We start from the raw sequence: 19,987 nt of genomic DNA on the forward strand, positions 1-19,987 counted from the left end.
CCCCGCCGGGGTCTACCTTAAGAAAAATCAAACAGAAAAATCCCAATTTTAGAAAAGGGCGCCAGAATCGGAACTTTTGAAATGCCTTTTGTCTACAATCTGAAAGCCCTTTATAAAGGGCTTTTTCATAGTTATCTAACCAATTGCATTCAGCAGGAAATTGGCCAGGAATAGAATTGAAATAATAAAGATTGATAGGGATAACTGGTGCTGCCTATTAGTAAACAGCTTTACCAATGGATAGGCAATGAATCCAAAGGCAATCCCATCAACAATGCTATATGTTAAAGGAATCATGATTATAACAAGAAACGCCGGAAACGCTTCAGTAAAATCTGTGAAATCAATATTTACGACATTTGTCAGCATTAAACCGCCAATAATAATCAAAATTGGTGCAATAGCCGTATTAGGAACTAATTTTATTAAAGGCATGAAGAAAAGCGATAATAGAATGAACAAACCTGTTACTACAGAGGTTAAACCCGTTCTTCCGCCTGCTGTTATGCCTGCTGCTGTTTCAACTGTTGAGACTGAAGGACTTGTGCCAAACAACCCACAAACAATCGTTGATATCGAAATGGCTTTAAACGATTTTCCGTTCTTATCAGGTGCCTGAAGCATTCCGTTTACTTGAGAATGAAGCAGGCCAATATTTTCGAAAACAAGCACCAAAACGAGCGAAAAGGCAGCAGTCCAAAATGGGATCGTTGTTAATTTTCCAAAGTCCGCACTTAAAAAGACATTTTTATAGTCTTTGAAAGAGATAAAGCCTGAATCCATTGCTGAGAAATGAACAATTCCAAAAAAGTAGGAAACGATTGTACCTAGAATGATGCTGATTAAGAAATTCCCCGGTACTTTCTTTAAAAACAAAAATAACGTGATAACAAGATTAATTATCGAGGCTAATACAATTGGCGAAGATAAATGGCCGAGCGCAACAAAGTTTGTTGAGCTGCCGGTGATGATTCCGCTTTTTTGCAAGCCGATAAAAGCAATAAATAAGCCAATACCAACTGAAATGGATTCCTTTAACGAATTGGGAATCGCCCTCGTTAAAATAATCGATAACTTGGTAAATGCCACAATGATGAAAAGGATCCCAGAAACGAGGACAGCTGCTAAAGCTTCTTTATAGTTGAGTCCAAGTGAACCTACAACCGTATAAGTGAATAAGGCATTAATGCCCATTCCGGGTACGATAATTAACGGTACGTTTGCAATGAATGCAACGAGTAAACAGCCAATCAGCGAAGAAAGTACGGTCGCGATAATCCCTGCTTCAAGCGGTATTCCCGCATCCTGAAGAATTTTTGCATTGACAGCAATAATATAGACAATGGAAAAAAACGATGTTAACCCTGCAATAACCTCCTTTTTCAAATTTGTTCCATGCTGGTTAAGTTTGAAAACTCCTTTCATATTTTGATCACACTTTCGCGTTTCCCTCTCCCACCCGCATTAAGTTATATAACTCATGCCGGGAAATATTATAACACAGAAAACAAGGTTGAAAAATATAGTTTCGATCACTTTCCAGCTTAAGGTGGTAGCTCCATAAAATGGGTAACGGTAAAAGTATGGTGTTTAAAATCAGTAACTATTTACACTTTGAATCCTTTTATATACATCCAAAGGGCTGGTATTAAAACATTAGGCACTTTCATTTTTAAATGTGCTGTCATTAGGTTTATATAAAATTAATTTCAGGATACCGTTACACTTTCCTTTTCTTTTTCAACCTCTAATGCCGAAACAATATAGGCAAACCCATTCATTAAAAAGTAAATGACATTTGATTGTACCCGCTCAGTTTCTCCTAAATAGGTATTTATCATAATAAATGCGGAGTATAACAATACAAAAAATAAAGCAATTTTGTTAAAAATAATCATGCAGTAACCACCCTTTACATTAGAATCTTACTTCTTATCATATTTATTCTATTCGTTTCTTATGCAAGCCGTTAAAAAGCCCGAATCTGTAACGGATTCAGGCTCTTTAAGCTTCTTTCAACGATATGTCCCTTTTTATTCTTTTCTCCTCATCTATCACCTTTTTTAATATGTTCTGTAAAATTTGATTTCCTTTTGAATATCCAATACAAGTGAATTTATTTAATCTGAATATATTTTTTTCCGCGGTTCGGATAGATCCCTTCTGTTTGGAACCATTCCCAGGCTAACTCTCCGTTTCTTTTGCCAATCATTCCACTCATGATTAAGCCTGGTTGAATTAACTGGCGGGGAAGGCCATTAATATAAAAAGTATGATTCGTTTTGAACTCGGTTAATACAGTGGTATCTTCAATCATGCTTGTAATCTCGAAAATGCTGTTCAGACTGTCCGTATATTGGTCTAATTTTTGATGTAATTTATCTAGATCTTGCTGGGGATTCCAGTCGCGGTGATGAAAAAGTGGGTAGTCACGTAAAAAAAGTTTATGAAGGAGACGCTCGCATATTTTCAAATCAGTAAATGATTCTTCAGTGTATATCTTAACTACAGGGAACCAGGAAGTGCCTGTTTTCTTATCAAGCCAACGGACAAACTTTTTTATTTGGGAATGGAAGGTTTCAACTTGATTTTCTTTTGGAGAAATGGTCATGAGGTGTGGGAAACAAGTGAAAATTAACTCTTCCCAAAAAGCGGGCTGACACTGCTGCCAAGAGGATGGACAGTTATCTTCTAAAAAGTCTGTCATGAATTTGGAAATTAGCCGAAGAAATTCATTACGGTTTGAATCTAAAGGTTTTTCCCGCTTGTAGTTGATGAAATCCTTGCCGTAATATTGGAATAATCCTCGGTGTCTCATATTAAACTCTGCACTTGTAGCCAAATTCTTTAAAAATTCCCTTCGCTCTGCTGGACTCGCGAAGGGGTGGGTAAAAACTTTGATTTGCGGCATTTGTCCATTAATGCTAATATCCTTGGAACTAGTTTTCATGGAAAATCTCAACCTGCTTTCTGAATTTATATTTTAAAGGAATAAACGAAGAGGATAGTAGGAGAAATGAAGGTGACTACCTCGTATTATATACGGTCATAACAAAAATTGAGGATTAACTATTGAACTTTTTGTGAAGAAAGGTGTGTAGCAGGGTGTCAGGTACCACCTGGATAATTATGGTATTATGAAAATGAATACTAGGTTGAACCATTTAGATGGAATCCTATATAGCATTTTAGGATTAACAGATGGAGTAAATGTGTGAAAGAGGGGGTAGGAAATTATGGCATTGTCATTTGATCATTTAGTTTGTTTTTTTAAAAAGCCGGAGATGGCACTTCATCCGCTTACACAATTGGGGATTTACACAGTTCGCGGCGGCCGCCATGAAACGTGGGGAACGTATAACATGCTTTCATATTTTGGGTTAAGCTATATAGAGTTTTTGGGTATTGAAAACATGACCGCGGCGGAAGTACAAACGGAAAACCGCCTGATCTCACACATAGTGGAAAGACTTCCTCAGGTAAATGGGGAGGGGCCTGCAAGAATTGCTATTCGTACAGATCATATAGATGATTTGGCAGAAAGTCTGAAAAAGAATGGTTTTACCGTTTTTGGCCCTATACCTGGAGAGCGGGTTCGAACGGATGGAGAGGTGATTAGATGGTCGTTGCTTTTTCCGGAAATTGCGGGAAGCGGGCTTTCTACACCGTTTTTTATCCAATGGGAAAAGCCTGATCATGTCAGATTGGCGGAATTGAAGGAACAAGGGCTGGAAGGTGTCCACAATCTGGGAGAAGTAAGAATGGAAAGTGTCGGTGTTGTTTTACGTGATTTAGAAGAAACCTTACCAATCTGGGAGATCCTGCTGTCGCTAAAAAGCAGCGATGAGTTCATTGACCCGTTATTAAATGCACGCTGCCGAAAATTAGGGTTACCAGGCACAGAATTACTGTTCTGCACGCCTGTTGGGAAAGGACCAGCTGAAAAAGTGCTAAAGGAGAAAGGAGAAACGCCATTTTTAGTGACGCTTTCAGGAACGAAGGAGAACAGGCTCTTTGAATTGCTAAACGGGTGGTGGAGGTTAACGCTTTAAAGGAGATGCAGGAGAGGGATTTACGGAGATCATGGGGAGACTTTTAACATGGTTTCCTAAAAGCTCCTTAAAAAAAGAGGCGGAAATGTCATCCGCCTCTTTCATTACACTTCAACATGGGCAACCTTTACTGTCCAGTTAAATGGGTCTTCTTTTTTTCCTAATTGAATTCCAGTTAATTCATCATAAATTCTTTGTGATAGCTGGCCAATTTGATAATCATTTATTGTGATAACCCGGCCATTCCAATTTAATTCTCCTACAGGGGAAATAACAGCAGCTGTTCCTGTACCGAATACTTCTTCCAGTTCTCCGCGCTCATGTGCCGCAAATATTTCTTCTATCGAGATTTTTTCTTCCCGTACCGGGATGTTCCAATAGTTTAATAGTTCAATAACCGAATCACGCGTGACGCCTGGTAAAATGCTGCCATTCAATTTAGGCGTTACCACTTCTCCATTGATTTTAAAGAAAATATTCATACTGCCGACTTCTTCGACGTATTTATTTTCCTTTGCATCCAGCCAAAGGATTTGGGCATACCCGTTTGCTTCAGCTTTTTCCTGTGCCTTCAAGCTTGCTGCATAATTGCCTGCTGTTTTAACGTGGCCGACCCCGCCAATTACAGCACGGACGTAATCCTCTTCCACATGAATTTTCACGGGGTTTAATTGGTCGCCATAATAAGCTCCTGATGGGGAAAGGATGACAAGCAATTTATATTCTTGAGCAGGTCGGACTCCCAGATATGCCTCAGTTGCGAAAATAAAAGGGCGGATATATAGTGAAGTCCCTACTTCACTAGGAATCCAATCCTTTTCCGTTAAAATTAGTTCTTTAATGGCGCTTAATAAAAATTCCTCATCGATTTGGGGCATACATAGCCTTTCACATGAATCATTTAATCGCTGCATGTTTTTTTCAGGACGGAATAATTGAATCGTTCCATCTGGTGTTTTATAGGCCTTCAAGCCTTCAAAGATGGCCTGGCCGTAGTGAAATACTGTTGCTGCTGGATCAAGTGTCAAAGGAGCATAGGGAACAATCCGAGGGTCATACCAGCCTTTTTCACTGTGATAATCCATTACAAACATGTAATCACTATAATATTTTCCAAAGCCTAAAGAAGCAGTATCTGGTTTTCTTTTTAATTCTTCTTTTTCAACAAACGCTATCTCTTGTCTCATAATTACACCCCTAATGAAATCATTTATATATATTTGAGACTACTCCAAATTCAGCAAAAACACAATAATTTGAAATTTGAAATAATAGGCAATAGAAAAATATCTTTCTAAATAGGAATTGTAAAATGGAAAATACTATGTCTAATACAAGTAATGAAGGAAACATTTGCTTTGAAAAAATAGCACTTTGACACAGTGCAGGAAGGTTGTAAAGATGCGGCACATTATTCAATTTTCAATTTCTAACAAATTTGCCTTGTGGCTTTTAACGCTAATTGTAGTAGCTGCAGGGATCTATTCCTCGATGAATATGAAAATGGAGACTTTGCCCAATATTACATTACCGGTGATTACCGTTACAACGGTTGACCCTGGAGCAACACCACAAGAAGTAGACGATGAAGTAACGAAACCGCTCGAACAGGCCATTCAAAACATATCGAATGTCAATACGGTGTCATCCAGCTCAAATAAAGATGTTTCCTCCATTCAGATCGAATTTAATTTTGGAACTGATTTGAATCAGGCTGAAAGTACTTTAAAAGATGCGATAGGTAAAATAAAATTCCCGGACAATGTCCAGGATCCAAATGTAACTCGAATATCCTTTAACGCATTCCCGATTGTCACGTTAAGTGTGACACAAACAGGGAAATCGCTTGCCGATTTGACGGACACAATAAACAACCAAGTCGTTCCTAATCTTGAAGGGATTAAAGGCGTGTCCTCTGTTAATGTTTCGGGTCAAGAAGTGAATGAAGTGGACCTTATTTTTAAAAAAGATCAGTTGCAAAAATACAGCCTGGATGAACAGACTGTTCAGAATATGATTAAGGGTGATAATCTTAATTACCCGCTTGGACTTTATAACTTTAATGATTCCCAGCAGTCGGTTGTGATCAAAGGGAAAATGACAACCGTCAATGATTTAAAAAACCTACCAATACCGGTTCAAAGTACGAGCGGTGGATTTCAAGCGGGACTATCAGGAGGCCAGACGCCAGGACAAACAATTGGCCTGCTGAGGGGACAAACTGCAGGCCACCTGGGTATCCTAGCATCGGAACAAGCTGCAAGCCAGCAGGGAGGTAAAACAGCAGGGAGGACTAGCAGTATTTCAACAGGTAAAGCAGGACCAGTTTTGAAACAGAATCAATCCGGTAAAGGCCAAACGTTAGGAAAGAAAGTGAAGCAAACTGGAGACAGTAAACTTCCGACAGTAAAGCTTGGGGATATTGCAACCATTCATATGATTGGAAAAGCGGAATCCATAAGCCGGACAAACGGAAAACCCTCCATTGCCGTTCAAATAGTGAAAGCGTCTGATGCAAACACGGTCGATGTCGGAAACGCCGTTCAAGATGCAGTGACAAGAGTGAAGAAAGATCATCCAGGCATACAAGTTTTGACGACATTGGACCAGGCTAAGCCGATTAAAGAATCTGTGCATACCATGCTGGAAAAGGCCATTTTAGGCGCGATTTTTGCGATGCTTATTATTTTGCTGTTTTTAAGGAACTTTAAATCAACCTTCATTTCTGTTGTTTCTATTCCATTATCACTTTTGATTGGAATAGTGTTGTTGGATTGGCGGGGAATTACGTTAAATATTATGACCCTGGGGGCGATGACAGTAGCAATTGGCAGGGTTATTGATGATTCCATTGTTGTAATTGAAAACATATACCGCCGCATGTCATTGCCAAATGAGCCATTAAAAGGCAGAGAGTTGATAATTTCCGCTACAAAGGAAATGTTCATTCCTATCATGAGCTCAACGGTTGTCACGATTGCAGTATTTTTACCAATGGGTTTTGTTACTGGAATGGTTGGAGAACTCTTTTTACCTTTTGCACTAACCATTGTGTTTTCACTTACAGCTTCTTTATTGGTTGCCATCACAATGGTGCCAATGCTCGCCCACAGTTTTTTCAAAAAGGGGTTAAAAGTGAAAATAAGGCAGCATGATAAAAAACAGCAGTTCAAGCTTGCTTCTTTTTATCTGGAGGTTCTTAAGTGGTCATTAAATCATAAATGGATCGTATCCCTTATTTCCCTCGCCCTGCTGATGGGTTCGTTAAGTCTCGTTCCATTTATCGGTGTCAGCTTAATTGGTTCTGATGAGCAAAAAACCATGGCAATTACGTATAATCCGGATCCGGGGCAGACGCTAAATGATGTAGAGAAGGTCGGAACCAAGGTGGAGAACTACTTTCGGCATCGTAAATATGTAAAAACCATTCAATATTCAATTGGCGGCGGGAATCCAATGACAATGGGAAAAGGACAGGAGAATAGTGCCTTATTTTATATTCAATACTACGATAACACTCCAACATTTTCGATAGAACAAGAAAACGTAATGGCAAACTTGAAGAAAATGACAACGAAAGGTCAATGGGGCACAGTAAGCATGGCGAGCTCCGGAAGCTCCAATAATTTAACTGTTTATGTGTATGGAACATCGATTGAACAGATCAAACCGATCGTGACGAAAATTCAAATCATTATGAAGGATAACAACAGCCTTAAAAATGTGGAGACAAGTCTTTCAAAAAGTTACATTGAGTACTCGCTTGTCGTGGATAAAAATAAGCTGAGTGAGCTGGGATTAACAACGGCCCAAATTGGGGCAACTCTTGGAGAAAACAATCAGAAGCAGCTTTTGACAACACTTGAACAGAATGGACAAGATGTTAATGTGTATCTCGAGAGCGATACCGGTAGTTATGCCAATATTCATGATTTGACGAATAAAACGGTTGTTTCACCAATAGGAAAGCTGGTGAAGATTTCTGACGTTACGAAAACAGTGAAAGGTCAAACCTCTGATACGATTACTCGAAAAAATGGTGATATTTATGCGAGTGTAACAAGCGAAATTAAAACGAAGGATGTTTCTAAGGTAAGTACAGATATGAAAAAGCAGATAGCTAAATTAATCTTGCCTGGAGGTGTGAAAACATCTATGGGCGGGGTAACAGAAGACATTAACAGCTCTTTTTCACAATTGGGCTTAGCCATGCTTGCTGCGATAGCCATTGTGTATTTAATCTTGGTCATTACATTTGGAAGTGCCCTTGTGCCATTGGCTATTCTGTTCTCTTTGCCGTTTGTGATCATTGGTGCGTTTGTGGGATTATTTATCGCAAGGGAAACAATCAGCGTCTCGGTTATGATTGGCGCGCTAATGTTAATCGGTATTGTCATCACCAATGCCATTGTACTAATCGACCGTGTCGTTCACAAGGAAAAAGAAGGCTTAACGACAAGGGAAGCCATCCTTGAAGCTGCATCCACCCGTTTACGGCCGATATTAATGACAGCCATTGCAACCATCTGCGCGCTTATTCCGCTGGCTATTGGGATGGAAGGAAGCGGCGGCTTGATCTCAAAAGGATTAGGCATTTCGGTTATCGGGGGTTTAACAAGCTCTACCTTACTCACCTTAATCGTTGTCCCGCTTGTATATGAATTGTTTATGAAACGGAGAAATAGGGGGTTAAAGCATGTGTTGGAAGAAAAGAAGGGGTGTTAATTCGGAGTGTTGGCCCGCGTATCCATGAGAGTAATGGAATAAGGAAAAATTAAGGATGAAGAAGCCGAGGAGCTTCTTCATCCTTTTTTAGAACCATTAAAATTCAATGAGAAATAATGAATTATATATTTCTCCTATTTACAACTTGCAATTAAAGGAATATATTATTCTTCATAAATCTTAATAATTCTCTGAAACAACCTAATATCGCTTAATCCATCTGGAGCGGGGGAACCATAAATGTACGTTAGTACTTGGGGTGAATCCTTTTTAAAAGGCAGGGCTACTCTTTAAGCCCGAATCCGACAGCTAACCTCGTAAGCGTTTAGAGAGGAGGTTTACTGTGTGCAAAAAAGAACACCAAGTAAACTAGTGTTCTTTTTTATTTTCGAAATATTTTAGGTGTTTTGCGGGATGGTTTTTTCAGGAGAATATGAACGAAACAAGGGGATAGAGAATTATGATTATTGAAAGTATTTGTCCTAAATGTGGGGAAATTAATAACGTTGAGCATAATGGTGAGAAGCTGCTTTTAGTTACTTGCAAAAATAGTCATATTTATGATCATATCGTTATTCCTTATTCTAGAGCGATTAGCATGAAAGATGATAAACGCCTAAAATTGGAGGAAATGATTGTGGAGAAGAAATTCCACCGGATGAGTGAAAAATCAACCATTTGCCTGCTCATTTTTAATAATGGTTATGAGGTAGAAGGGCGCTCCACAGTAAGGGATATGGCGGATTTCCGTTCAGTAATTGGTAAAGATAAAGCATATGAACAAGCATTGAAGAAAGCAATGGTTGCGTTAGGTGCATACCTTGTATAAGTGATAACTATAAAAACTCAGAGCGGCAGTGCGTCACTGCCGTTCTATCAGATTGCCGAGAAAGGAATTTTTCTCGGCAATTTTTATTTGTCCGAATTTAAATTAGCAATTTTTATGAAGGGATGGTCATTACTAACGGGCTTAAACAATTGGCCGAAGGGGCTGCAGGGCTTAAGAGCCTATCAGCCGTTAGGGCATGTTTCTTATTTGTTGAGAATATATTGTACCGATACTAAAGTATGGTTTTAGGACGATGGAGGGCTTTATGTATAGGAAAAGATATAAGTTTTACATAGATTATGGCAGATCGCGGGTGATTTCATTAATTAAGCGGGGCAGTTTTATATTCTTAGGGGCTTGTCTGGTTGCCATTTCCTTGCAATTATTCTTAGTGAAAAATTATTTGATTGATGGCGGCATTATCGGGATCGGGATCATACTTGCTCATGTTACGGGTCTTGAAGTGGGACTGTTACTATTGGTGTTGAATACTCCCTTTTTCTTCATAGGGTATACCTATCTGGGAAAACGATTTATAGTTTTAAGTCTTTATGCGATGGTGGTTTTAACGATTGGAACCATCATCCTTGAGCCTATTCCGGTCATTACCCATAACCCTATCTTTGTTATTATTTTTGGCGGTATTTGTTTGGGCCTTGGTGTAGGGATTATCATCCGCTTTGGGGGGTGTTTGGATGGCACCGAAGTAATGGCCATTTTATTTAGTAAGCGCTCAAGAATTACAATTGGCCAATACGTCTTGCTATTTAATTTTATTATTTTTGGCAGTGCTGTTTTTATATTTGGTCTTAAAGAAGCATTATACTCACTAGCCACCTTTATCATAGCCTACAAAACCATTGACTTTTCGATTAAGAATAAGGCCTGATTGCGGCCGGGTCAGCACTTTTTTTTACGGGCTCACTTTAATGAGATACAAATCATCCATTCACAAAGCATTTCGCTAGGAGTGAGCGTCTAAAAACGCAAGCGAAATCACTTGCGTTTCAAATTTTACTGATAATACGATTTCGTAATTACTCAACATAAAGGCTCATTTTTGATGAAGAATATCATTAAGTTCTTTCAGCTTTTCTGGAGAACTTCCAAAGTTTTTTATTTTTCCATTGACCGTTTTATTGGCTTCCTCAATATCTAAATGATCATGATATGTTTTGTAATTCACATCTACGAAACTTAAATTATCAATTAAAGCCAATAGGTAAAATGAAAATTCGATTTGCCGTATAGTCTTAAACTTGTCTTCATCATCATTTTTTCTTAGCTTTGAATAGTTAATGGTTAAACCAAAGGGTTCCTTATCGGTAGTTAACTCAATTGTATATTCTCCTAAATCACCAGCTTTTAAAATATGAAGTAAATTGATAACTTCGGAATTATTTCCAATATACTGCACTTTGTTATTGTAGTAATCATTGTAGATTGAGTAATCCTTATTTTCTGCTGCACTGCCACTTTTATTTTCGTTTTTTTTCAAAGGAATTGAACAACCAGAAAGAACGAATATGGCAATGAAAAACAATGATAGGAAAGCACTTATCCTACTTTTCATTCATGGTCCTCCCTTGGGTTTTGTGTAAAATTTATACGCAGCTATATTCACCTTTTTATTATTAAAATTTTACACTGTATTTAGTGAATCGCTAAAGCTAGTTTTGATGCCTGTCCACGGGAACAGGTACCGAAATAGGGTGTCAGGCACCACAAATCAACGGTACATGGTCCACATACCAATATCCTGAAAACCTAGTCTTTTATATATGCGGCCTGCTGCCGGGTTGTCATAAAAAAGGCACAGGGTTTTGCCTTCAGCGAGTATTACTGGAAATAATTTATTCATGATGGCAGTTGCCAGCCCTTTTTGACGATGCTCCTTATGTGTGCAGACACCTACAATCATGGCTGACATGGAATTCTCTGCGGCTGTGGAGACACATGAAGTGAAAATGCCATTTTCGGAAGTGTAATAGGTTCGACCTGTTTTTGCCTCCATGGACTGAATTAATATCTCTCGGGCGTCGTTTCCTACATGAAATTCGTCAATTGATCGACGGAGTTCAATGATTTGGTCCGCATTCTCAATACCAGCTTGTTTAATTGCATCAGAATCTTCTCCTGCATTCAAAAAGTCACCTGTTCGGCATTCGGCAAAGAAAGTCACCTGCTTTTTGCCGAGAGTAAGATCGTCGAATGCCTCAAATTGATCAACGATATCTGTTTTTCCGGATAATCGAATGGGCTGGCCATATTCTTTCATAATGGAAGCAAATCCAGCTGCATCAAAATCTCCCTTGGCATATGGAATAAAGGATTGGTAAAACCTAATCAATACAGCTTTTATCCGGCCATGTTGATCAAACTCAGCCCAAACCTCCTGAAAATCTGAATCGTATCCGAAGGCTTCGATATCGCCGATAATAAATAGATTGATAGACGGTTCTTCGCTTAAATATGCCATCACCTGGTCATGGTCCTGGCCTGAAAGCTTTCTAATCACAGAAATTCCTCCTTACTTTGTAAATATCGTAGACATATAACTATAAAAATTTCAAGTTTTTCCAAAATTTCAAGTGAAAAATAGTGAAATGATCCTCTAGATTGCCTTTAGAACTTGTGATACGATGATTTTTCATTAAATAAGAAATATATTTAAAAAGAAAAATAGATTCCGCAGGATTGAAACTTTATGGATATTAAAACGTATAAACTAATAATGATAGTAAGGAGTTGAAGATAAATGTTCCTGGCAGAATTACAGCCAGAGGAAAAAATTGCATTTATTGAGTTGGCGGCTTTGATCGCCAAAGCAGATGGAAATGTTTCTGTATTTGAAAGTACCGTACTTAACAAGTATCAAAAGGAAATGGGGCTTGAGGATTATCAAATAAAAGGCCTCGCCATTGACGATATTTTAAACACGTTTCAAAAAGAGCGTTCCAAAAATATAGTCCTAACGGAGCTCTTTCAATTAATCTTTGCAGATGGGGTTTATCATGATCGTGAAGTGGAAATTGTCCAAATCATAAAAGAGCACTTCGGATTTGATTCAAGTGAGTTTTCGGATTTTAAGGATTGGATCGATAAAATAAAAGAATTATCGATTTCCTAGAAAAGATCCATCAAATTTTGGATATGTATCAATAAAGGCCCTAGCCCTTAAGGATGGACATGGGCTAGGGCCTATCATTAAAGATAATACAATATAGTAACCAGCTGCTTATTCCTCTTCCGCATAGGCTTCCGTTGTGGTATCTCTGCATTCCCAGCATTCGGCTCTGGTCCTCTCCATTAGCGATAGTTCCTCTCCACAAGAAATACATTTATCCATAAGCAATCCCCCTTTCAAGTGGAAATGTTTTATATATATGCTTCATATATATTCCAATATGCTTATTTAATGTGAATGTAATCGATTTCAATGTTAACGCGATTATGGAACAGTCAGTAAATTAACGGCAGAAAGTCAGTTCTCGGAGAGGATTTTTTCTATACTTTTCTTTGGGGATTTATTGTAGAATAAGAAACCAATCAATTTGTCCTATAACTATGAATTGGTTAAAATAGAATAGATAATGAAAAGGCTTAAGCCAAAAATTAATTCCTAAATTGGCGAAGAGATTACCATACTTAGAGAAATGAGTAGGAGACTTTTTTACATGAAAAAAAGAGTAGTGATTACGGGGATGGGTGCCATAACACCTTTAGGAAATGATGCTCATACCACATGGAATAACATAAAAAATGGCATATCAGGGATTGGTCCTGCCAGCAGCTTTGATACAGATAAAGTGGATATCAAAATTGCAGCCGAAGTTAAAGACTTTTCACCTGAAGAATTTATGGATAAAAAGGAAGCAAGAAGAATGGGCCGTTACTGTCAGTTTGCTATAGCGGCAAGCAAAATGGCATTAAAGGATGCCGGGATTCAAATAGGTGAAGATCTTCATCCAGAGCGAGCGGGTGTCTGGATCGGATCCGGAATTGGCGGCTTAGGAGAGTTTGAGGAACAGCATCGGAAATTTCTAGAAAAAGGCCAAAGACGCGTCAATCCGTTTACGATTCCTATGTTCATTCCTGATATGGCTGCAGGCCAGGTATCTATTGAACTTGGGGCAAAAGGAATTAACAATTGTTCGGTAACTGCCTGTGCTTCAGGCGCCAATTCCATCGGTGATGCATTCCGTGTCATTCAAAATGGGAACGCGGATATCATGATTGCCGGCGGTACTGAAGCAACGATTACGGAGATGACTATTGCTGGTTTTTCTAATATGACAGCCCTTTCGAAAAATCCTGATCCTAAAACAGCCAGCAGGCCTTTTGATAAAAATCGGGATGGATTTGTTATTGGAGAAGGCGCTGGTATTTTGATTTTGGAGGAACTGGAACATGCATTAGCCCGCGGTGCGCACATTTATGGAGAGCTAGTTGGGTATGGCGCTACAGGTGATGCCCATCATATTACAACGCCTGCACCGGAGGGAGAAGGCGCGCAGCGTGCCATGAAATTGGCATTGGCGGATGCCGGAATCACACCTGATCAAGTGGACTATATTAATGCGCACGGTACATCCACCTATTACAACGACTTGTACGAAACATTGGCTATCAAAGCGGTCTTTAAAGAACATGCCTATCAGCTCTCTGTAAGTTCTACGAAATCCATGACTGGCCATTTGCTCGGAGCTACTGGGGCAATTGAAGCTGTTTTTTCTATCTATGCCATCAATGAAGGAATCATTCCGCCTACTATTAACTATGAAACACCAGATGAACTGTTAGATTTAGATTATGTTCCAAACGAGGCGAAAAACAAGGACGTCCAAATTGTCTTATCGAATTCATTAGGATTTGGCGGGCATAATGTGACGCTTATTTTTAAAAAGTTTATAAATTAATGGGAAATAGAAACGTAAAAAGGCGGGCATGTTGTCACGCCTTTTTACGTTGAAACAAAGGCCGTCAAGATGCCTTTTTAGATAAAATGTGGTCTGGATTATATGAGCAATGATGTTGATTTGTATGGCGCGCGGTTTTGTCTCGAGGATGGAGTAGAAAATAGTGAGAAACAAGCCATGCAAGCTGCTATATTGTATATATTGCCGAAACGTTTAATGATCTGATATAAAATAAAGATAATAACAACAGTGAAAAAGACTAATGGATAGAAAGGTGTATGGTGAAAGTGAAGGGTGAATCCTTTTTTTCTGAAAAAATAAAAGCTGCACTAGAAAGTGATCCACCAGGATCATGGATTCCAAATCTTCCGGATAAATGCATTCGTTTGAGCTCGGGCTACCCCGACCCTATGCTTGTTCCTGTAAATGAGTTAAAGTCAGCAGTGAACAGACTGCTTAATGAAGAGCAGGACTTGCCTCTCCATTATTCAGGAAGCCCTAGAATGGGAAAGCTGCAAGAGCAAATTAGAGAACGTTTGCTAGTTCGTGGTATTGCAGTTTCAGGTGAGGAGCTATTGATTACGGCGGGTGCCTGTCAGGCAATCGATTTAGTAGCCCGAATTTTCCTTGATGATGAGACAGTGATTGCTTTAGAGTCTCCAACATATATGGAGGCTTTGGAGATTTTTAAAAATTATACCCAGCATTTTATTTGTATTCCAGTAGATGAGGATGGACTTCAAACGGCAAGATTAGAAGAAATTTTGGAAGAAAGGAAACAGAAGGGACTGACACTTCCAAAGTTATTATATACGATACCAACCTTTCAGAATCCAACAGGGGTTACCATGTCAACGGAAAGAAGGCAACATGTACTAGAGCTTGCTGCGAAATACAATTTCCTGATCATTGAGGACGATGCCTACGGAGAATTAGTTTTTGAAAAAAGCCCATTATCTTTAAAAGCGATGGACCAAGAAGGCCGGGTTCTGCATATTGGCTCTTTATCGAAGGTAGTGGCACCGGGAATGAGGATTGGGTGGATTGCAGGGAAAGGGGAATGGATTACAGCTTTAGCCTGGTTTAAAAAGGATTTGGATCATCCTTTTGCACAAGCTGCAATGTCGGTATTCTTAGAAACCACAAATTTCGATGAACGGCTTAAAATCTTAAAAAATACGTATCAAGAGAAGTGTAAGGTCATGCTTTCCGCACTGGAACAACATCTTCCAGAATCGGTTTCCTGGTATGTTCCAAAAGGCGGTTACTTTATATGGATCAAAATACCGGGAGCGGATACGTCACAATTGTTAACGCAAGCTTTATCAGCGGGCGTCTCGTTTATTCCGGGTAAATACTTTTTCTTAGATCAAAATGAAGGAACCGAATTTCTCCGACTTTCGTTTAGTTATAGTGATAAGAAAGACATGATCAAGGGAATTGAACTATTGGGAAAAGTTATAGAAACTAATTCTAAAAGGTAATGATTTAATGTTTTATAATAAAGGGCTTTCTCCTGAAAAAGGGAGGAGTACGTTTATATTGATCCTATTTGTTTAATGAAAATGGGGCTATCATACCTCGTGTGAGGTTTCACATATGGTATTATTTAAGTCCTGATTAACAAACGAAGAGCTTGAAATAGAGGGGGCTTGCGGCTACCCTTTTTCTTATGATATAAACAGCCATTGTTATCCTTAAAGACTACCTACATACAGATTTTTTAAGTTGCATATTTACAAAAGGTAAATTTCGATAAAAATCGACATATTTTGATATTTTTGAAGTATAATTTATATAGATAAGTCATAAAATTTGTGAACTGATAGCGTTCTTGGATTGAGGAATCCAGAAAAGAATACGAAAGGTATCAAAGATGAATATCGTAAAGGATTTTTTGTTTCAACTAACGGTGATGGTCATACCCATTTTTATTCACTTTACATTTGTTGCTGAAAGGGTAATAAATGATAAAAATAAAAATGTAATAATGTCCATTTTATGGGGAATCTCTATATTATTTTGCATGTCATTTCCAGTGACCTTTGGTACAAATGCTCGATTGGAGTTAAGAATTATCCCACTATTATTCGGAAGCTTATACGGCGGATTTTGGTCAGCCATCTTTTTATCAGCACTTATCATACTTTATCGACTTTATTTTGGTATTGATATTGGATTTTATAATACGATTCTTGTCTTACTATTTACAATGCCTGTTATTTTGTTTTTTCAAAAATCCTTTGCTAGTTCGAATAAAGATAAAAGAATTAAAATTGCGGTCGGTCTTTCTCTATACTATAGTCTTATCGGCATTACTATTTTTGTCATTCTTAGAGGTTTTTCCATTGAGAATTTTAAAGTACAGTGTATTCATCTTATCTTTGCAGTGGTAGTTTCAGGCTCCTTCACAATTTTATATGAAAACATCAGGGAATTTAACCAGCTGCGATTAGAGATGCAAAACACAGAGAAATTACGCGTTATAAGTGAGTTAACAAGTGTTTTTGCTCATGAAATTAGAAATCCAATGCAAGTAGCTCGTGGATTTCTTCAACTTCTAAAAGAAGCCAATTTACCTGATAAAAACAAGGGATATGTCCAAATTTCCCTGGAGGAATTAGAGCGTGCAAATGAAATTATTAATGATTTTTTATCTTTTGGAAAGCCCACTGCAATTAATAACGAAAGAATTGATGTAGGTTATCAGTTGCATCGTGTTGTAAACATCATTCAAAGTTACTCTATGGCCCATAATGTTGAAATAAAAACTGATTTTCATAATAACTGTTGGATTTATGCTAATCCTCAGAAATTGAATCAATCATTGATTAATATTTTGAAAAATGCAATCGAGTCAATGCCGAATGGTGGCATTGTATGGATTATATGTACTAAAGATGATGATGGATATATAAAAATTTCCATTAAGGACCAAGGAATTGGCATGACAAAGGACCAAATTGAAAAGCTTGGTTCTCCATTTTATTCGTTAAAGGAAGGTGGGACAGGGTTAGGAATGATGGTAAGTTTTCAAATTATCCGCTCTTTCAAAGGTAAAATTTTAGTGAACAGTGGAAAGAATATAGGATCGGAATTTATTGTATTCTTACCTGAAAATGAAAAAGATCCTGCTCAACCACAAGTAGAAGAAACATAAAATTTTATAGATGACGAAAACGGAAGTATTGATTTAGGCAGTTTACAGGTTTCAAAGAAATAATCATGAGAGAGCTGAAGACCAGTTCGCAGTTTTCAGAGCAGTAAAGCAAGAGGGTGAGGGCTAAAGGAAGTCCCTCACCCTTTTGCTTTTTTCTGTGAAGTGACAGTAAAGCAGAATCAACCAATATAGGCACCTGTCTAATAGTGTGTCATCCCTCATGTATTGGATAATGAAAAGCATATAAAAAATAGAGGAAATCATCAAAAGGGAGAGAAGACTCACCTTCATACTCACCATTTCCGGAAACGCTCGTTCTAATGGAGTTGCCCCATACTTGAAGACTGTCGTTATTGGGGTTGTAAAAGTAAACGCGAATACAGCCTTTTGGGTCATGGTCTACTCTTTGGATAAGAATGGCATGAGCTCCAAGTACTTGCCCCGATTGGTTATAGATCGTAATCCCAGCTGGCTGGGGAAGACCTTCATTAACTGTTGGATTACATGAAGGATGATAGTATTGATAGAATCGTGCTGTAAAGTCCGGATCACTATAGATATCGGAAAACTCGGTCCAAACACCATTTATATGGAAAGCGGGATTAATCCATTTATGGGAATCCTGTCCTCGTCCATTGGCAGTCTTTAGCATTTCGAAATAAATAGAATCAAGGTGAGGAATTAAAAGCAGTGATACGGTATCAATATGGTCCTCATCGTTTAGCGAGACATGGGGAAGGGCATCTGAGGATATCGGTCTTCCCTCAAAATGAATGGTAATCTTCCCGTGCTCCAGAAAATGATTAAACAATTTGAGCAGCATGACGGGCTCCTTTTGTGACCAATAGCTGAGTGCTCTTGTTGATTGACATGTTGGATTAAAACCTTGGCCAATCCCGAGGGGCTGCCCTAAAATACTAATCATTCCCGAGACAATAAGAGAGCGCAGTGCTGATGAATCCAAATGTTGATGAACGCCTAAAAGTCTCTTCTTAACCTGTTCATGAAGGGGAGCTTTGACAAGTTTCTCCATTTCACTTATAAATTCACTCGTAAAAATATTCCTCTTCAATAAGCACATTAAACCGTAAATGCTTCTTCTAGTATTCATCGTAATGGACGATGTGATTAAAGACGAAACAAAATCAAGATTCGTACGAAGGTTTTCCCGCGATGTTTCGTCCACGGCTAGGAGACTTTGCAGTAAACCGGGCTTTTCTTTCGTGATAAATTTTAAAAATAAAGCATGGAACGGTGAAACAAGACCGGTATCCTTCATGGATGCACGCAGCTGTTCGGCTTCCTTCATCAGCAATAAATCATTACTTGTTTTAAGTTGATTTTCATACATCTCCTTTGCAGCGGCTGCCAAAGCAGATGGTGAGTAGACGGCATTTTCGTATTTCATTAAGCTGGAGTTGGCAGTTTTTTGACTGTCGGCTATTCTTCTGGCATTGGAAATCAATTTCAGGATTTTGTTCGTTACAATAGGCCTTTGGACTGCAAGATTATCGATTTCTTGATATAAAATGTTAAAAACTTGTGGAGAAAAACAATGGTCTGAGATAAATCCCAGAATTTCCGATGCTTGTTTGTCTTTGTAAAGCTGCGTAACCCGATTTTCTTCCGTTTCCTTCATTATAAGGAGATCTACGTTCAAAGCTAAAACCTTTGTTAGAAAATCATATGCTTTCTCAGCCGACATTTCCTGATGGACGTATTCACCTCTAGCAATGGCGAGAATTCTGAGATTGCTCATGACCTCTGCTGCAGCCATGATTCCGCCTGCATGCAAAGTGCCTCTTACAAGTGTGGGATTTAGCTTGCGGACATTTTCCCATGGCTTCCCAGTAAAAACTCCTGCTTCATCAAACAGGTGTGCATAGTTATAAATATATGCCAGACCATTCGGTTCATTGAGGAGGTCAGCAGCTTCTTCGAAAACGGCATTTTGAAATAAGTTTTTTGTTTTGGTTGGAGTTTTCCATAACTGATAAAGGGCCCTTTGAAATGAATCCTCTGAAGTAAAGAGTAAAAGTCCCATATATTCATTCCCTTCTCTGCTTTTTGTCTTTATAGTATCCTACTGACAAAATACTAAGAGAATAACTTATAAGGAAATACATAAATGAAAAGTTTGGACCGAGAACTGGGGAATTGAGCTATTGAATGCTTTGCAATTTAACCATGGTGAGAATATGGATGGATCAATTAGTTTCGGAGTATTCAATGAGTTGAATTCGTATCTGAATAATTTAACATAAAATAGGGAAAATTTCAAATTTTTGTTTTTTCTTCCAGG

At 38.4% G+C, this 19,987-nt stretch carries 16 protein-coding genes and 1 riboswitch; of the genes, 9 read left to right on the forward strand and 7 right to left on the reverse strand.

Annotated features, from left to right (window positions below):
- Positions 1-135: 135 nt before the first annotated feature.
- The 3 genes from HPT25_RS10390 to HPT25_RS10400 form a co-directional block, all read right to left on the reverse strand.
- Positions 136-1,425 carry an NCS2 family permease gene (locus HPT25_RS10390; protein WP_173063395.1) on the reverse strand — a complete coding sequence of 430 codons (1,290 nt, stop codon included), beginning with the start codon at positions 1,423-1,425 and terminating at the stop codon, positions 136-138.
- Between the two features lie 284 nt (positions 1,426-1,709).
- Positions 1,710-1,898 (reverse strand): hypothetical protein, encoded by a 189-nt coding sequence (locus tag HPT25_RS10395; protein WP_173063398.1) that lies wholly within the window; start codon positions 1,896-1,898, stop codon positions 1,710-1,712.
- 218 nt (positions 1,899-2,116) lie between these two features.
- Positions 2,117-2,950 carry a hypothetical protein gene (locus tag HPT25_RS10400; protein WP_173063401.1) on the reverse strand — a complete coding sequence of 278 codons (834 nt, stop codon included), beginning with the start codon at positions 2,948-2,950 and terminating at the stop codon, positions 2,117-2,119.
- Positions 2,951-3,236: 286 nt separating this feature from the next.
- Here HPT25_RS10400 and HPT25_RS10405 point away from each other — a divergent pair, with 286 nt between their 5' ends.
- On the forward strand, positions 3,237-4,052 hold the full coding sequence (locus HPT25_RS10405) for a VOC family protein (protein WP_173063404.1): 816 nt from the start codon (positions 3,237-3,239) through the stop codon (positions 4,050-4,052).
- A 104-nt stretch (positions 4,053-4,156) separates the two neighbouring features.
- Here HPT25_RS10405 and HPT25_RS10410 read toward each other — a convergent pair whose 3' ends face one another.
- Positions 4,157-5,239 (reverse strand): branched-chain amino acid aminotransferase, encoded by a 1,083-nt coding sequence (locus tag HPT25_RS10410; protein WP_173063407.1) that lies wholly within the window; start codon positions 5,237-5,239, stop codon positions 4,157-4,159.
- A gap of 214 nt (positions 5,240-5,453) precedes the next feature.
- On the opposite strand from HPT25_RS10410, the gene HPT25_RS10415 reads away from it, so the two are divergent.
- From HPT25_RS10415 to HPT25_RS10430, 4 genes are all read left to right on the forward strand, one after another.
- Positions 5,454-8,777, forward strand: coding sequence for an efflux RND transporter permease subunit (locus HPT25_RS10415; RefSeq protein ID WP_173063410.1), 3,324 nt, complete (start codon positions 5,454-5,456; stop codon positions 8,775-8,777).
- Positions 8,778-8,975: 198 nt separating this feature from the next.
- A riboswitch (cyclic di-AMP (ydaO/yuaA leader) is annotated at positions 8,976-9,115 on the forward strand.
- 122 nt (positions 9,116-9,237) lie between these two features.
- A complete protein-coding gene (locus HPT25_RS10420; protein WP_173063413.1) occupies positions 9,238-9,606 on the forward strand; it encodes a Gp49 family protein in 369 nt (122 codons plus the stop codon).
- Entirely contained in the window at positions 9,607-9,855 is a 249-nt protein-coding gene (locus tag HPT25_RS10425; protein WP_173063416.1) for a hypothetical protein, read from the forward strand.
- Positions 9,856-9,871: 16 nt separating this feature from the next.
- Positions 9,872-10,495, forward strand: a complete 624-nt coding sequence (locus HPT25_RS10430) for a YitT family protein (RefSeq protein ID WP_173063419.1) — start codon at positions 9,872-9,874, stop codon at positions 10,493-10,495.
- A gap of 165 nt (positions 10,496-10,660) precedes the next feature.
- On the opposite strand, the gene HPT25_RS10435 is transcribed toward HPT25_RS10430, so the two are convergent.
- On the reverse strand, positions 10,661-11,179 hold the full coding sequence (locus HPT25_RS10435; protein ID WP_173063421.1) for a DUF4825 domain-containing protein: 519 nt from the start codon (positions 11,177-11,179) through the stop codon (positions 10,661-10,663).
- A 156-nt stretch (positions 11,180-11,335) separates the two neighbouring features.
- On the reverse strand, positions 11,336-12,124 hold the full coding sequence (locus tag HPT25_RS10440; RefSeq protein ID WP_173063424.1) for a GNAT family N-acetyltransferase: 789 nt from the start codon (positions 12,122-12,124) through the stop codon (positions 11,336-11,338).
- Between the two features lie 240 nt (positions 12,125-12,364).
- Here HPT25_RS10440 and HPT25_RS10445 point away from each other — a divergent pair, with 240 nt between their 5' ends.
- The 4 genes from HPT25_RS10445 to HPT25_RS10460 all read left to right on the forward strand — a co-directional run bounded on the left by HPT25_RS10445 (position 12,365) and on the right by HPT25_RS10460 (position 17,685).
- Complete coding sequence (locus HPT25_RS10445; protein ID WP_173063427.1) at positions 12,365-12,736, forward strand: tellurite resistance TerB family protein; 372 nt, start codon at positions 12,365-12,367, stop codon at positions 12,734-12,736.
- A gap of 547 nt (positions 12,737-13,283) precedes the next feature.
- Positions 13,284-14,525 carry a beta-ketoacyl-ACP synthase II gene (gene fabF, locus HPT25_RS10450; protein ID WP_173063430.1) on the forward strand — a complete coding sequence of 414 codons (1,242 nt, stop codon included), beginning with the start codon at positions 13,284-13,286 and terminating at the stop codon, positions 14,523-14,525.
- Positions 14,526-14,812: 287 nt separating this feature from the next.
- Positions 14,813-16,009, forward strand: coding sequence for an aminotransferase-like domain-containing protein (locus HPT25_RS10455; protein ID WP_173071047.1), 1,197 nt, complete (start codon positions 14,813-14,815; stop codon positions 16,007-16,009).
- A 392-nt stretch (positions 16,010-16,401) separates the two neighbouring features.
- Positions 16,402-17,685: an ATP-binding protein gene (locus tag HPT25_RS10460; RefSeq protein ID WP_173063433.1), complete on the forward strand. Its 1,284-nt coding sequence runs from the start codon at positions 16,402-16,404 to the stop codon at positions 17,683-17,685.
- Positions 17,686-17,896: 211 nt separating this feature from the next.
- On the opposite strand, the gene HPT25_RS10465 is transcribed toward HPT25_RS10460, so the two are convergent.
- Positions 17,897-19,729: a hypothetical protein gene (locus tag HPT25_RS10465; protein WP_173063436.1), complete on the reverse strand. Its 1,833-nt coding sequence runs from the start codon at positions 19,727-19,729 to the stop codon at positions 17,897-17,899.
- Between the last annotated feature and the right edge of the window lie 258 nt (positions 19,730-19,987).

This window comes from Neobacillus endophyticus (assembly GCF_013248975.1).
Taxonomy (GTDB): domain Bacteria; phylum Bacillota; class Bacilli; order Bacillales; family Cytobacillaceae; genus Neobacillus; species Neobacillus endophyticus.

Bases quoted from the DNA above. Each gene is read 5' to 3' on its own strand.
- HPT25_RS10465 (WP_173063436.1), bottom strand. From the start codon at position 19,729: ATGGGACTTTTACTCTTTACTTCAGAGGATTCATTTCAAAGGGCCCTT.
- HPT25_RS10415 (WP_173063410.1), top strand. From the start codon at position 5,454: ATGCGGCACATTATTCAATTTTCAATTTCTAACAAATTTGCCTTGTGG.
- HPT25_RS10445 (WP_173063427.1), top strand. From the start codon at position 12,365: ATGTTCCTGGCAGAATTACAGCCAGAGGAAAAAATTGCATTTATTGAG.
- HPT25_RS10395 (WP_173063398.1), bottom strand. From the start codon at position 1,898: ATGATTATTTTTAACAAAATTGCTTTATTTTTTGTATTGTTATACTCC.
- HPT25_RS10420 (WP_173063413.1), top strand. From the start codon at position 9,238: ATGATTATTGAAAGTATTTGTCCTAAATGTGGGGAAATTAATAACGTT.
- HPT25_RS10430 (WP_173063419.1), top strand. From the start codon at position 9,872: ATGTATAGGAAAAGATATAAGTTTTACATAGATTATGGCAGATCGCGG.
- HPT25_RS10390 (WP_173063395.1), bottom strand. From the start codon at position 1,425: ATGAAAGGAGTTTTCAAACTTAACCAGCATGGAACAAATTTGAAAAAG.
- HPT25_RS10400 (WP_173063401.1), bottom strand. From the start codon at position 2,950: ATGAAAACTAGTTCCAAGGATATTAGCATTAATGGACAAATGCCGCAA.
- HPT25_RS10460 (WP_173063433.1), top strand. From the start codon at position 16,402: ATGAATATCGTAAAGGATTTTTTGTTTCAACTAACGGTGATGGTCATA.
- fabF (WP_173063430.1), top strand. From the start codon at position 13,284: ATGAAAAAAAGAGTAGTGATTACGGGGATGGGTGCCATAACACCTTTA.
- HPT25_RS10405 (WP_173063404.1), top strand. From the start codon at position 3,237: ATGGCATTGTCATTTGATCATTTAGTTTGTTTTTTTAAAAAGCCGGAG.
- HPT25_RS10435 (WP_173063421.1), bottom strand. From the start codon at position 11,179: ATGAAAAGTAGGATAAGTGCTTTCCTATCATTGTTTTTCATTGCCATA.
- HPT25_RS10410 (WP_173063407.1), bottom strand. From the start codon at position 5,239: ATGAGACAAGAGATAGCGTTTGTTGAAAAAGAAGAATTAAAAAGAAAA.